General features: G+C 55.7%; 12 protein-coding genes. 4 read left to right on the top strand and 8 right to left on the bottom strand.

Annotated elements, in window-relative coordinates; translation table 11 throughout:
• The first annotated feature begins 29 nt into the window (after positions 1-29).
• Positions 30-563, top strand: a complete 534-nt coding sequence (gene yjjX, locus SBO83_RS11360; protein ID WP_034786997.1) for an inosine/xanthosine triphosphatase — start codon at positions 30-32, stop codon at positions 561-563.
• 8 nt (positions 564-571) lie between these two features.
• On the opposite strand, the gene trpR is transcribed toward yjjX, so the two are convergent.
• Positions 572-916, bottom strand: coding sequence for a trp operon repressor (gene trpR, locus SBO83_RS11355; protein ID WP_396131585.1), 345 nt, complete (start codon positions 914-916; stop codon positions 572-574).
• A gap of 55 nt (positions 917-971) precedes the next feature.
• Positions 972-2,900 (bottom strand): murein transglycosylase, encoded by a 1,929-nt coding sequence (gene sltY / locus SBO83_RS11350; protein ID WP_396131584.1) that lies wholly within the window; start codon positions 2,898-2,900, stop codon positions 972-974.
• A 420-nt stretch (positions 2,901-3,320) separates the two neighbouring features.
• On the opposite strand from sltY, the gene ettA reads away from it, so the two are divergent.
• Positions 3,321-4,988, top strand: a complete 1,668-nt coding sequence (gene ettA, locus SBO83_RS11345) for an energy-dependent translational throttle protein EttA (RefSeq protein ID WP_353500937.1) — start codon at positions 3,321-3,323, stop codon at positions 4,986-4,988.
• A 44-nt stretch (positions 4,989-5,032) separates the two neighbouring features.
• Here the strand turns inward: ettA and SBO83_RS11340 are convergent, their stop codons facing one another.
• Positions 5,033-5,953, bottom strand: coding sequence for a LysR substrate-binding domain-containing protein (locus tag SBO83_RS11340; protein ID WP_396131583.1), 921 nt, complete (start codon positions 5,951-5,953; stop codon positions 5,033-5,035).
• A gap of 101 nt (positions 5,954-6,054) precedes the next feature.
• On the opposite strand from SBO83_RS11340, the gene SBO83_RS11335 reads away from it, so the two are divergent.
• A complete protein-coding gene (locus tag SBO83_RS11335; RefSeq protein ID WP_396131582.1) occupies positions 6,055-7,056 on the top strand; it encodes a zinc-binding alcohol dehydrogenase family protein in 1,002 nt (333 codons plus the stop codon).
• A gap of 65 nt (positions 7,057-7,121) precedes the next feature.
• On the opposite strand, the gene nadR is transcribed toward SBO83_RS11335, so the two are convergent.
• The 3 genes from nadR to serB all read right to left on the bottom strand — a co-directional run bounded on the left by nadR (position 7,122) and on the right by serB (position 10,836).
• Positions 7,122-8,381: a multifunctional transcriptional regulator/nicotinamide-nucleotide adenylyltransferase/ribosylnicotinamide kinase NadR gene (gene nadR, locus SBO83_RS11330; RefSeq protein ID WP_034786984.1), complete on the bottom strand. Its 1,260-nt coding sequence runs from the start codon at positions 8,379-8,381 to the stop codon at positions 7,122-7,124.
• A gap of 77 nt (positions 8,382-8,458) precedes the next feature.
• Complete coding sequence (gene radA, locus SBO83_RS11325; RefSeq protein ID WP_396131581.1) at positions 8,459-9,841, bottom strand: DNA repair protein RadA; 1,383 nt, start codon at positions 9,839-9,841, stop codon at positions 8,459-8,461.
• Between the two features lie 29 nt (positions 9,842-9,870).
• Complete coding sequence (gene serB, locus SBO83_RS11320) at positions 9,871-10,836, bottom strand: phosphoserine phosphatase (protein ID WP_396131580.1); 966 nt, start codon at positions 10,834-10,836, stop codon at positions 9,871-9,873.
• 251 nt (positions 10,837-11,087) lie between these two features.
• Between serB and SBO83_RS11315 the strand changes: the two genes are divergently transcribed.
• On the top strand, positions 11,088-11,885 hold the full coding sequence (locus SBO83_RS11315; protein WP_396131579.1) for a YtjB family periplasmic protein: 798 nt from the start codon (positions 11,088-11,090) through the stop codon (positions 11,883-11,885).
• Here SBO83_RS11315 and yjjJ read toward each other — a convergent pair.
• A complete protein-coding gene (yjjJ, locus tag SBO83_RS11310) occupies positions 11,882-13,228 on the bottom strand; it encodes a type II toxin-antitoxin system HipA family toxin YjjJ (RefSeq protein ID WP_396131578.1) in 1,347 nt (448 codons plus the stop codon). The two genes, SBO83_RS11315 and yjjJ, sit on opposite strands and share 4 nt — an antisense overlap.
• Before the next feature lie 252 nt (positions 13,229-13,480).
• Entirely contained in the window at positions 13,481-14,200 is a 720-nt protein-coding gene (deoD, locus tag SBO83_RS11305) for a purine-nucleoside phosphorylase (RefSeq protein ID WP_353500931.1), read from the bottom strand.
• Between the last annotated feature and the right edge of the window lie 45 nt (positions 14,201-14,245).

Below are 14,245 nucleotides of genomic sequence, written 5' to 3'. Positions count from 1 at the left end.
TGAAATTTGCTAAAGGATGCTCAAACTCTATGTACCACGTTGTCGCTGCAACCACTAACCCGGCAAAAATTAAAGCTATTGCTCTGGCATTTGAGGACATTTTTGGTACTGACTCGTTCCGTATCGAAGGCGTAGATGTCGACAGCGGCGTGTCCAATCAACCCATCGGCAGCAGCGAAACCCGCACTGGTGCCAGACACCGCGTCATTAGCGCACGACAGGTGCGCCCAGAGGCAGATTTTTGGGTTGGCATAGAAGCCGGTATTGAAGACAACATGACCTTCGCCTGGATGGTCATCGAAAACATGCATCAACGCGGTGAATCCCGCTCAGCCAGCCTGATGCTGCCTGAAATTATATTACAAGAGATCAACCAAGGCAGTGAATTGGGCGATGAAATGGAAAAATTGACGGGAATTGCCGAAGTTAAACGCAAAGGCGGGGCGATTGGCATTTTTACCGCCGGCAAACTGACCCGCACCAGCGTCTATCATCAAGCTTTAGTGTTGGCGTTAGCGCCCTTCCATAACGCGGTGTATCAAGTCAGAGTGCAAACGCACTGACGCCTGCGTCAGACGTCTTTACTGACTTCGTCCGGGCCTAATAATTGCGTGCCGAGCCAGGCTTTCAGCGTGGCCGGTGCGTTTTTCAACCCGTTAGACCCTCGCGTGATCGTTGCAATCCCTGCCCCCAATTGATTCTTCAACTCTCGCTGGCTCAGCTCGCCACGCATCAACTCTTGAACAATTCTGACACGCGTGCCTAAGGCAGCCCGTTCATCGGGCGTCAGCAGCAATTGCAGCAGTTCGTGGTGGAGATTTTCAGCGAAAGATTGCTGTAACAGCGCCATAAAGCACTGCCAGTCCTCATTGCCTTGTTGGGAAAGAGCGGGATCGATTACCGGAGTTTGGGTCATGTCATGGCTGCCATACTATTAAACTAGTACGGCAGCATAACATAGCTGTTAAAAATCAGTAACGCCTCTGCCACTCGGCATCGGTCAAAACTTTCGCCGGCTGATGCAAAAAGTAGCGATAAAATGCGTCATATGCCAACACATTTTTAACATATCGCCGAGTTTCGGAGAAAGGGATACTTTCGATAAAGGCTACGGCGTCGATTTGGCCCGCGCTGTTACCCAACCAGGTGTTCACGCGCGATGGACCGGCATTATAGGCGGCGCTGGACAAAATACGGTTGCGCCCGAACTGCTGATAGACATATTCCAGATAGTTGGTGCCAATCAGAATATTGGTCTGTGGATCGAACAGCTGGCTTGGGCTGCTGTATCCCGGCAGATTAAACATCTGCACCGTGTGCTGCGCCGTGGCAGGCATGACCTGCATCAGGCCAGAGGCGCCCACCGGTGAGCGAGCCTCCGGGTTCCACGCGCTTTCCTGACGCGCAATCGCCATCGCGTAGCTCTGGGTAATGCCTTTATCATCCGTCGCTTGTTTAAATTCAGGTGCCCACGCCAGCGGGAAACGCTCCTCGAGATAATCCCACAGCTTGCCGGCAATGGTCGCCTGCACACTGAGATCGGCCCAGTTGCGCTCGAAGGCGTAACGCGCCAGCGCCGACTGCTGCTCTTTGCTGCGGCTAAGCACCAGATAGGTCCATTCGGTGCGCGCCAGGTTGTCCATGTGCCAGTACATCAGCTCACGCACGCGGGCGATTTCAGGCAGTGAAGCAAAGCTGGCGTCCGGTTTGGCGGCGACAGACACCTGTATTGGATAAGGCACGCCCAGCTTTTGCGCGGCGGCCATTGGATAGAAGCCACGCCCCTGCATCAGCGTGCGCAACATCGCCTCGCCCTGCTGGCGTTTACCTTGGTCAATCAGCACCGAGGCTTCCCAGTAGCGCCATTCATCTTCCTGCTGAGCATCCGCAGGCAGGCGATCCATCCACTGACTCAGCCCTTGTCGATCCCCGGCGGCCAGCGCCATGCGAATTCGGCGCTCCACCAGCGAGGTCGAATGGCTGCGCAGAATCACGCTATCGCGCCATTTGGCCTGCTCTGGCGTCGCGGTGCTGCCCATCAGCTGCCACGCCACGGCCTCTTCAAGCTCAAGGCGGTCACTGTCGCTCATCTTCTGCAAGCGAGCCAAAATCGGCAGCATCGAGCGGGCGTTTTCCACATCTTCACGGGCAATGCGGCTAAAAGCGATCGCCACGGCATTACGGGTGAAATCGGTCGGCCCGACGCTGCGGGCAAAGCTTTCAATGCTGTTCGGGTCGCTTTGCAGTTTCAGCAAGGCGTCGCGCATAGTCTGGTAGTCGTCAGGCAGCTGCTTGGCGAGGAAATTCACCAGATTGCTGTTGCCCTGCTTCATCGCCAAACCAATGCGTTGAAGGGTCACTAGCGCCGTCTGATTGCCACCCTGCTGCCACAGGCTAAACAGCTTGTCGCAGGCGTTCGGCAGCGAGGTGCCGGTTAGCCAGATGTCTTTCGCCGCGTTCAGCGCGGTTTGCTGATCGCCCGTCGACCATTTGGCGTAATAGTAGTTACAGCGCGCGGCCACCGGCTTTGGCGGCTGCGGGCTGAAGGTCAGCAAGCCCGTCCAGTCTTGACGATTGGCCAACTCATTAACGAAGCGTGAAGGCAGAGAACGCGCCGGAGGCAAAGTAGGATGAGATTGCACGAAGCTGCTGATCTGCTGCGGCGTCGCCAGACTTAAGTCCTGCGTCAACTGACGGTATTCCAAATAAGGATAAAGTGGATAATCCTTCAGGGTTGGCATCAGCTGATTAACCACGTCCATCTGGTTATTGTCCCACGCCTGCTTGATTTGCATATAACGCTGGCGCTGAGCGTCCAATGAGTCCGCTTTTGCGACTCCAGAAACGGCCACCAACAACATGCCTGCTGCCAAAAGATACCCTTTGTCCACCTTGACCATACTTGCCTTTATCCTCGCTGGTTGTATTGCTGACTGCCAAACAGGGTACAGCCTTCGTCGCTCATCAATGACGAATCAAGGCCGCAATGCGTAGACACCAACTACGCTAATCGATTCATTTTTAAAATTGAAGTCATGCGTTCACAGCATCACAAACTTTACACAGTGTGGTGCAAGCCGCGCGCAGATACCAGACGACAGCAAGCCGATTTCTCTCCCGCGCGATCATTTTTCATCTTTAAAGGAGATTATTGGCGTCCTGTGAGGTTCGATGGTTGGGAAGCGTAGCGAAACAGGCTAAACTTCGCAGTCGGAACACTTATCAGTCATGCCGTTTACGGCGGGGCTGACTTTAATCCGCCGCAGCGCCTGCTTGTTGCAGACAGCGCGCGGCTCGCATAGAAAGAGGCTCAAAACAACGTGGCTCAATACGTATACTCAATGCATCGCCTCGGCAAAGTGGTTCCGCCGAAGCGTCACATTCTTAAAAACATCTCCCTGAGTTTCTTCCCTGGCGCTAAAATCGGCGTACTGGGTCTTAACGGTTCTGGTAAATCCACCTTACTGCGCATCATGGCCGGTATTGATACCGACATCGAAGGCGAAGCTCGCCCGCAGCCAGATCTGAAAATCGGCTACCTGCCTCAGGAGCCTCAGCTCAACATGGAGCACACCGTCCGCGAGTCGGTGGAAGAAGCGGTTTCAGAAGTCGTCGGCGCGTTAAAACGCCTTGATGAAGTCTATGCTCTCTACGCAGACCCGGATGCAGATTTCGACAAACTGGCTGCTGAGCAAGGCAGGCTGGAAGAGATCATTCAGGCGCACGACGGTCACAACCTGAACACCCAGCTGGAGCGCGCTGCTGATGCCCTGCGTCTGCCAGACTGGGACGCCAAAGTGGCCACCCTATCCGGTGGTGAGCGCCGCCGCGTGGCGCTGTGCCGCCTGCTGCTTGAAAAGCCAGAAATGCTGCTGCTCGACGAACCGACCAACCACTTGGACGCCGAGTCCGTGGCCTGGCTGGAACGCTTCCTGCACGACTTCGAGGGCACCGTGGTGGCGATCACCCACGACCGTTACTTCCTCGACAACGTTGCGGGTTGGATTCTGGAGCTTGACCGTGGTGAAGGTATTCCATGGGAAGGCAACTACTCCACCTGGCTGGAGCAGAAAGATGAACGTCTGGCGCAGGAAGCGTCTTCTGAAGCGGCGCGTCGTAAGTCTATTGAGAAAGAGCTGGAGTGGGTGCGTCAGGGCGCGAAAGGCCGTCAGTCTAAGGGCAAAGCCCGTCTGGCACGTTTCGAAGAGCTGAACAGCACGGAATACCAGAAACGTAACGAAACCAACGAATTGTTCATTCCACCTGGTCCACGCTTAGGCGACAAAGTGGTCGAAGTGAAGAATCTGAGCAAATCCTACGGCGACCGCGTTCTGATTGACGACCTCTCCTTCTCCGTACCGAAAGGCGCGATCGTCGGTATTATCGGTCCAAACGGCGCGGGTAAATCTACCCTGTTCCGCATGATGTCTGGTCAAGAGCAGCCAAACGGCGGCACCATTGAACTAGGCGACACAGTGAAACTGGCCTCTGTCGATCAGTTCCGTGACGCAATGGACAACAGCAAAACCGTGTGGGAAGAAGTGTCTGGTGGTCAAGACATCATGCGCATCGGCACCACCGAAATGCCAAGCCGCGCCTACGTTGGCCGCTTCAACTTCAAAGGTGTTGATCAGGGCAAACGCGTCGGCGAGCTGTCCGGTGGTGAGCGCGGTCGTCTGCACTTGGCGAAACTGCTGCAAGTGGGCGGCAACATGCTGCTGCTCGATGAGCCAACCAACGACCTCGACATCGAAACCCTGCGCGCACTGGAAAACGCCTTGTTGGAGTTCCCGGGCTGCGCCATGGTCATTTCCCATGACCGCTGGTTCCTCGACCGTATCGCGACTCACATCCTTGATTACCAGGATGAAGGTAAAGTTGAATTCTTCGAAGGTAACTTCACCGAATACGAAGAGTACAAAAAACGCACGCTGGGCGCTGACGCACTGGAACCTAAGCGTATTAAATACAAGAAGATGATCAAATAAGTCCCGATCCTTTGCTTGATGAAAGGCCCGGAAACGGGCCTTTTTTATTGCTCCGCTTTAACCGCCAACGCCTCGCTGTAGCTTTTCGCAAAACCATACTCTTCCAGCATAAAATCGATAAAACAGGCCAGCGCCGGTGAGTTCAACTTGCGGCTCGGGTAGACCAGATAGAGGTCATTGCCCTCGGCTTCCCACTCGGGCAACACCCGCACCAGCAGCCCTTTCGCCACCTCGTCATGACATAAAAACGCCGGTAGCAGCGTGATCCCCGCCCCTTCCACCGCGCATTCGCGAGCATAGAGCAGGTTGTCGGTGGAGTGCGCCCCCGGCAGCAGCCAGCGATGATAAGTCTCGCCGCGATGCAGCACCCACTCCGCCCACGCCCGGTGCGCGATACAGTGGTGCGACGCCAATTGCTGCGGATGCGTCAGCGGTGGGTGTGCCGCGAGATAGGCCGGGGAGGCCAAGAGATAGCGCGGGCTGTGGCCCAGCTCGCGGCCAATCAGCGACGAGTCCTGCGGCTTGCCGGTGCGCAGCGCCAAATCGAAGCCTTCCTGCACTAAGTCCACCATGGCATCCGACACCGACACTTCCAGCGACACGTCTGGATAACGCTTTTGAAACTCGACGTTCATGCGCGCCAGCAGCGTCGCGCCCAGTCCCGCCGGGCTGGTGATGCGCAGGCGGCCGCTGGGGTTATCGCGCAGACGGCGGATCGCCAGCTCGGCGCGTTCGCTCGCCAGCATCATCTCTTGGCAGTGGATCAAATAGCGCTCACCGGCGAAGGTCAGATTGAGCTGCCGCGTGGTGCGGTTCAGTAAGCGAATGCCCACTGACTTCTCCAACTGGCTCACGCGCTGGCTGACGCTCGACTTGGGCAACCCCGCGCGCTCGGCGGCGGCGGTAAAGCTGCCACACTCGGCAACCAAGGCGAACAGCGCCATATCCTGCAATTGTTTGAACATGATTGTTCACCTTAGACGAACACTTTGTTAGTTATTGTCCATCTTATCAGCTTAGCCCATGGCGACTACACTCTCTCTATACCCAATTCGGAGGAACAAAGATGTCTATCAACGCCATTGCCGTAAACCCTAAAAACCCAGCGCACTTTATTGCGATAGAACTGCCACAGCCTGAAGTCGGCGAGTTTGACCTGCTGGTTGAAGTAAAAGCCGTCTCCGTCAATCCGGTCGATACCAAGGTGCACAAAGGCGCACAGAAAAATGGCCTGGATGCCCCGCGCGTGCTGGGCTGGGATGCCAGCGGCGTGGTGAAAGCCGTCGGCAGCGCGGTGAAAAACTTTAAGCCGGGCGACGAAGTCTGGTACGCCGGTGACATCACTCGTTCAGGTAGCAACGCCACCGAGCAGCTGATTGACTCGCGCATTGTGGCCCGTAAACCAAGCTCCCTCAACTGGGCAGAAGCCGCCGCCATGCCCCTGACCGCGCTGACCGCGTGGGAGGCGCTGTTCGAACACCTGCATATTCAAAACGCCGGTGAAGAGAAAACCCTGTTGATCATCGGCGGTGCCGGTGGCGTTGGCTCGCTGGCTATTCCTTTTGCCGCGCTGCGCAGCAAAGTGAAAGTGATCGCCACCGCCTCACGCCCGGAATCGGCCCAGTGGTGTCTGGATCGCGGCGCGGACCTGACCGTGAACTACAAAGATTTGAAAGGTGAGTTGGCGAAGCATGACATCAAACAGGTAGATTTCATCCTCTGCCTGAATGACACCGACGGCCACTGGGCCGCCATCAGCGACCTGATCGCGCCAATGGGCCACATCTGCACCATCGTTGAGAATGAGCATCCGCTGGACCAGAGCAGCCTGAAAGTGAAAAGCGCCGCGCTGCACTGGGAGCTGATGTTTACCCGCAGCATGTTCAACACGCCGGACATCGCCCAGCAGGGAGAAATCCTCAAGGAGGTGGCTGAGTTAGTGGACGCGGGCAAAGTGAAAACCACGCTGAGCGACACCCTGCACGGCCTGACGGTGGAAAGCATTGAAGCCGCCCACGCCAAAGTGCTCGACGGCCATATGCAAGGCAAAGTGGTTATCGCCTTCTAAGCCGGAGTGTTTGCATAAAAAAGCCCTCGATTTGTGAGAATCGAGGGCTTTTTCATTATGACTATTTACTCTTTCGGCAGCGCGCTCACCCGGCTGGTATCGGCCGCCAGCATGATCTGCACCAGCTCCACGCACTCGAGGAAACGCTCGTCGTAGTCCGAGGATTTCACGTGCACATAGTCGATGTTGTTCTGCTGCAACATCTCGATTAACAGGTTCTGGAAGGAGGATCGGTCAGTGGTGCTGCCCAAACTGCGCAGCCCGTCCGCCACCCAGGGCGTGTTGTTCTCCAGCAGGATCACCAGATCAAACCGGTATTCGTCCATCAAGGCTTGGACAAAGGGATGCTCGCGACCTTCGTACTTTTTGCAAAATGCCTGCGTGGTCAGGAAGTCGGTATCGATGAAAGCCACCTTGTTGGCGTATTTCACCGCGAAGTCAATGTACTGGGCCTGCCCGAGCGCGATTTTGTCATAGTCGGAATATTGCAGCGCCATCTCGTCACCGCCGAGGTGGGAGAAGACATAATCGCGGCCATATTCCCACGCACTTGTGGTGTTGAAAATATTGGCTAACTTATTGACCAGCGTTGACTTTCCGCTCGACTCGCCGCCCAGCACCGCCACGGTTCGCACAAAGAACGGCTTCACTTCGGTCGGGATATAGTCCCAATAGCGGAATGGGTCGCGGCGGATTTGCGATCCGCTGATATTCATAAACGAGCGTTTGGGATCGATAAGCACGGTTTCGATCCCCAGATGCTCGCGGTAGCGCGGCGCATCGTTCTCTTCGCTCGAATAGATGGTGTTCGGCACGATCCCCTGCTTGTTCATAAAGTCGGTGATCCCCTTGCTCCACACGTCCCAGCCGTGCGGATAAGGCTCCATCCCCTCTTCGTTAAATGAGTGAATATGGATATTTTTCTGATACTTGAAGGTTTGCAGCAGCCAGCGCAGTCGGTCGCTCACCGTGGGTTGCTGAGACATGGAGCTGTTCTCAAACAGGCTCAGGTCGCGAGGTTCGTCATAGCCCATGATGATGTGCAGTTCATCGACCTGGCTACAGGCGCGCTGGATTAAATAGATGTGTCCGGTATGCAGGGGATAAAATTTACCAAACACCACGCCGATGTTTTTCTCCCGGCGGGGGAATTCAAGATCGAGGAAACGGTGCAGCGCTTCCAGCTTTTGCGCACTCGGGCTTTTGATTTTGGCATTCAGCAGTTGGCTTAGATAGCCCTTGGTCATGCCACTGGCGTCCGCGACCTGCTGTAATGTACATCCCTGTTTCTTAATTGCCGTCTTCAGATAATCAAACTGTGACATACCTTGTCCTCTACCCTGCGTTTAATTTACTAAACAAAAATAGCACAACTGGCGGGTAGAGGAATACTCAGAAAATGTTACAGATCGTCGAGGATCGCCAGCGCATCTGCCAGCTTCTTCACGCCAAACACCTGCATTCCGGCGGGCACCTTTTTCGGCACGTTGGCATGAGGCACGATGGCGCGTTTGAAGCCGTGCTTGGCGGCTTCGGTGATTCGCTCCTGACCACTCGGCACCGGGCGAATCTCTCCTGCCAGCCCCACTTCCCCGAACACCACTAAATCTTGCGGCAGCGGGCGGTCACGCAGGCTGGAAACCAACGACAGCAGGAGTGCGAGGTCAGCACTGGTTTCCGTGACTTTTACGCCGCCGACCACGTTGACGAACACGTCCTGATCCGCCATCTGCAAGCCGCCGTGACGGTGCAACACCGCCAGCAGAATCGCCAGTCGGTTCTGCTCAAGGCCTACCGCCACGCGACGCGGGTTGCCCATCATCGAGTGGTCCACCAGCGCCTGAATCTCCACCAGCAGCGGGCGAGTCCCTTCCCACAGCACCATCACCGAGCTGCCGGACGTAATCTCATCACCGCGGCTCAGGAAGATGGCCGACGGGTTGCTCACTTCGCGCAAACCCTGTTCGGTCATGGCGAACACGCCAAGCTCGTTGACCGCGCCGAAACGGTTTTTATGGCTACGCAGGGTGCGGAAGCGGGAGTCGGCATCGCCGTCCAGCAGCACCGAGCAGTCGATACAGTGCTCAAGCACCTTCGGCCCGGCCAGAGAACCGTCTTTTGTCACGTGGCCGACCATGACAATCGCCACGCCGCGCGTCTTGGCGAAGCGGGTCAGGTAGGCAGCGGTTTCGCGTACCTGCGCCACCGTGCCCGGCGACGACTGAATGTCCGCCATGTGCATCACCTGAATGGAGTCGATCACCATCAGCTTCGGCTTCTCCTGATCGGCAATCAGGCAGATTTGTTCAATGCTGGTTTCAGACAGCATGTTCATGTTGGCGGTCGGCAGCCCGAGGCGATGGGCGCGCATTGCTACCTGCTGGAGTGACTCCTCGCCGGTGACGTACAGGGTTTTCATGTTTTCGCCGAGGTTACAGAGGATCTGCAACAGCAGCGTACTTTTACCCGCCCCCGGATTACCACCAATCAGGATCGCACTGCCCGGCACCACGCCGCCGCCCAGCACGCGGTCAAACTCTTTGAATCCGGTGCTGAAGCGCGGCAGTTCGTCGAGACTGATTTCAGACAGCTTCTGCACGCGGCTAACGCCCGCATCGCCGGCATAACCACTCAAACGCTCGTTGCGGGCCACGGTTGGCGATGCAGACAAACGGATTTCGGTAATGGAGTTCCAGGCCTGACAGGCACTGCATTGCCCCTGCCAGCGCGGATAATCTGCGCCGCATTCATTACACACAAATGCTCGTTTTGCTGCTTTTGCCACAACTTACCTCGAAATATTGGATTTAAAACTTAGGCTAAGCTTCCGCTTAAAATGCAGAGAACGCCAATTAAGTCGGCATGACGGATACAAACCTCCGCCTGCTCGTAGACCTTCGGCTTAGCGTGGTAGGCAATGCCCATGCCCGCGACGGCCATCATCTTCAGGTCGTTCGCGCCGTCGCCGATGGCCACGGTTTGCTCTTTCGGGATCTCAAGCTTCTCTGCCAGCTTGAGCAAAGTATCGGCTTTATATTGTGCATCGACGATGGGACCAATCACGCGCCCAGTTAGCTTACCGTCGCGGATTTCCAGCTCGTTGGCCGCCACGTCAATCAGGTTCAGCTTGTCGCGCAGGTATTCGGCGTAATAGGTGAAGCCGCCGGAGGCGATAGCCACGTGCCAGCCCAGCTCTTGCAGGCGCTGCACCATTTTGGTCAGGCCCGGCATCAGCGGTAGTGTTTCGCGCACTTGTTGCAGAATACCGGCATCAGCATCTTGTAGGGTGGCGACGCGTTGACGCAGGCTGGCCGAAAAATCCAGCTCGCCGCGCATCGCGCGCTCGGTCACTTCAGCCACCTGCTCTCCGACGCCCGCCAGTTTGGCAATTTCGTCGATGCATTCAATCTCAATCGCGGTAGAATCCATGTCCATCACCAGCAGCCCCGGCGTGCGCATGTGCGGCACTTTGCCAAGCTGAGTGACATCTAGCTCGAAGGACTCCGCCAGAGCTTCGATGTCCGCGGTCAAGGCACCGGCCAGACGAATAACCTGATAATCATCCACCGTCCAGGCACTGACAATCACCAGAGCGCGGCCCAGACGGCGCTGGAAGTTCGTAATGCTTGTTTTGTCCAGTTTCCTGCCGTACAGCAGCCAGCCAGTATGTCCAGCACGGTAGTCCAACGGCATGACTTCGTCACCGCTGAGTGAAAGGGGAAGTCCCGGCCATTGGTGGATCTCCGCTGGAAGATCGCAATAGGTCAGACTGTTTGGCATGATTACTCCTGTCGAGCAGTTAGGCGTAGAAAAACAAGAATTGCGTAAAATATTACCCAAAATCATTCACGTTGCGTCAAGGCGGCAACTGAGTGAAACCCAGGAGCATACATCAGTATGTGACTGGGATTCGCGAAGGCAGCCAACGCAGAAGCAGCTTGAAGGATGAAGGGTATAAATGAGGCAACAAGCTACCCTATAGCCCGCGCTTCTGGCAACATTAAAGTCGTCGAAAATCTTAAGGAAACAGAATGGCAAAGGCCAAACTGAAATTTCGCCTGCATCGCACAGCTATCGTTTTGATTTGCTTGGCTTTATTGGTAATTCTGATGCAAGGAGCTTCTTACTTTAGCTTGGGGCATCAGCTTGCCCGTTCCCAGCAGGTGGAACAACTTGCCCAGACACTGGCGAAACAGGTGGCTTTTACTCTGGCTCCGCTGATGGACAGCGAGAATGATGGCGCGGATATCGCCCAGATTTCCACTATTTTGAATCAACTTACCGACAACAGTCGCATTCTTGATGCCAGCGTGTATCAGATGGACGGCACGCTGATCGCCCATGCCGGTGAAAAGGTGCCGGTTCGCGACCGGCTGGCACTCGACGGCAAGCGCGCGGGAAGCTACTTTAACCACCAAATCGTTCAGCCGATCGAAGATAAAGACGGCCCAAACGGCTTTCTGCGCCTGACCCTCGACACCCACGTGCTGGCAACCGAATCCAAACAGGTGGATAACACCACCAACCTGCTGCGCCTGATGATGCTCGCCGCGTTAGGCGTCGGCATTATTCTCGCCCGCACCCTGCTGCAGGGTCGCCGCAGCCGCTGGCAGCAATCCCCTTTCCTACTGACTGCCAGCACGCCGGTGAAAGAGGATGATGAGCCAGAGGAAGAAGCAGCTGACGAGTTCGGCCCGCCGCCGACGCTCAACATGACCGAGCCAGACACCGAGGTCGCTCCCGCGAAACCCGCCACCGAGCAACAAACCAAAGAAGCCGCTCAGGCCGCCTACCGCAGCCTGAAACGCAGCCGGGAAAAGCGGGATTAGGCCAGCCGCCGAATATTGGCGGTGATTTCCGTAACCTGAGCCAGCATCTGGCTGGCTATCAGGCGGAATTCAGGGCTGATAAGCGCATCCTGCTCCACCTTCTGCCAAAAATCTAACGCCCAGCGCTGGGCCCGCAGCCACTGGCTTTTCGCCACGGCCGGGTCTAAAACAATATTGATTGCCTGCCGTTTCATGTTGCCGCTTCTGTCCGGCGCGAAGCTCATCGGCAGCATGTCGTAAACCGGCGATAGCTCGAAGGCGAACTTGTTCGGCAATAACGGCGGGTCGATAAACGACAGGTTCCCCTGATGCATGTCACCGTTGGCGATCAGCTTGCCAAAGGCGTAAAGCTCGCCAATGCGCACCAGCGTGCTCTGCGAAATCAGTTTCTCCTGCTGCAATTTTTGCGCGATGGCGACCCAGCTACCGTGGCTGCCCGTGAATTCAGCGGCGACGGCCTCCAGCGAGGTCAAACCGCGCCGCCCGCGCTCGCCAAGGCGATCAAAGCGTTCGACCTCTAAGAACACCTCACCATGACTTCCGCTGTACACCTCTGCCTGCGCCGCTGCAATGCCTGCCTGTTGCAGCACGGCCAGCGCGTGAGCCTCCGCACGCAGTAAATCACCCCAGCGCCGGGTGTTTTCATTGGCTTCTTGTGGTGAAAATTTTACTAAAACGTGGGAAGCGGGCTTCTGCTGGTGCTCGACAAAAACGCTAAACTTCGGCTGCTCTCCCCCGGCCGAAGAACCCACCTCTTGCCCCGCGAGGCTTTTTTGCGCCAGCTTCTCGAAAGCAGAGATCTTATCTTGGAAAGCCACGGCCGCCTCATCCGGCTTTAACGCCCACTGCTGATACGCGGCCTGCCCCACAATGAGGTTGCCCACGGTTTCATTGCCATGTCGGCTGAGGGCCAGCAGGGTTTGCGATTCATTCCACAGCTTAATGTCTTCAGGTAGGGCCAGCAGCGCGCTGATATCTCGACCCCACGCGCGGCCCAAAAATCCCTGAGGGCGCATGTCGGTAATAAACCACGGCAGCCCGTCGAACAGCACGCATTGGCCATCGACAGTTTCAAACGCGCAGCTCTCCGCAGGCCATATCGACACAATGCGGCCTACTTGCTCCGCCTGCCCCTGGGTATCAATTCGGTAGAATGCAAATTCGCTCTCTCCACCAATGGATCGCAGCAAGGCGTAGCGCGTCGACTTCCCGCGGCCAATCTTGCGTACATCATTCTGCTCGGCAAGCCTGCGGGAAAGGGTTGCCTGACTTACCCCGATTTGGGCCATGATCTCTTTCGCCGTCAGGCTGCCCTGACGCAGTAAATCAGCTAACTCGCTCATCGATGAATAGCATCCTGAATAGAAAGATGAATAGAAAGAGATAATTATTTATAGATCAACACTGAAGAACAAGCGAGGAAAAAAACCATTAAAAATAGAAATTTAGGGCGATTACTGAAAATACGAGAAAGATTATCGATCAAATAAAGCACAAAAAACCGTGTTTTCGTGAATAGAAAAGCTGAAAAATATGAATAGAAACGGGGACTTTTAAGGGTCCCCGTTTTGTTGTTTGTAATCTGGCTACAGAACTTACTCTTTATCGCCCAGCAGAACGGATTCCAACGCGATTTCGATCATGTCGTTGAAGGTGGTCTGGCGTTCTTCAGCGGTGGTTTGCTCGTGAGTACGGATGTGGTCAGAAACAGTACAAATAGTCAGTGCTTTAGCGCCGAACTCTGCTGCAACGCCGTAGATACCGGCAGCTTCCATTTCAACACCCAGAATGCCGTATTTTTCCATCACGTCGAACATTTGCGGGTCTGGCGTGTAGAACAGGTCAGCGGAGAAGATGTTACCCACGCGCGCGGTGATGCCTTTGGCTTTGGCCGCGTCAGAAGCGTTGCGCACCATGTCGAAGTCAGCGATAGCCGCGTAGTCATGGTCTTTGAAACGCATACGGTTCACTTTGGAATCCGTACATGCGCCCATGCCGATAACGATGTCGCGCAGCTTGATGTCTGGACGGACTGCGCCGCAAGAACCCACACGGATGATTTTCTTCACGCCGAATTCGGTGATCAGCTCTTTGGCATAGATTGAGCAAGAAGGAATGCCCATGCCGTGGCCCATTACAGAAATTTTGCGGCCTTTATAAGTACCGGTGAAGCCCAACATGCCACGCACGTCGTTCACTTGTTTCACGTCTTGCAGGAAAGTCTCAGCAATGTGCTTGGCGCGCAGCGGATCGCCCGGCATCAGCACTACGTCAGCAAAGTCGCCCATCTCGGCATTAATGTGTGGAGTTGCCATTGTTATCGTCCTTTCATTCTTTTTAGATTTTATAGATAAAAAACA

Origin of the sequence: Ewingella allii, assembly GCF_044430645.1 — a bacterium.
In the GTDB taxonomy this organism is placed as follows: Bacteria; Pseudomonadota; Gammaproteobacteria; order Enterobacterales; family Enterobacteriaceae; genus Ewingella; species Ewingella allii.
The sequence above is the reverse complement of the archived record's forward strand: the minus strand, read 5'-3'. Positions and strand labels throughout refer to the sequence as shown.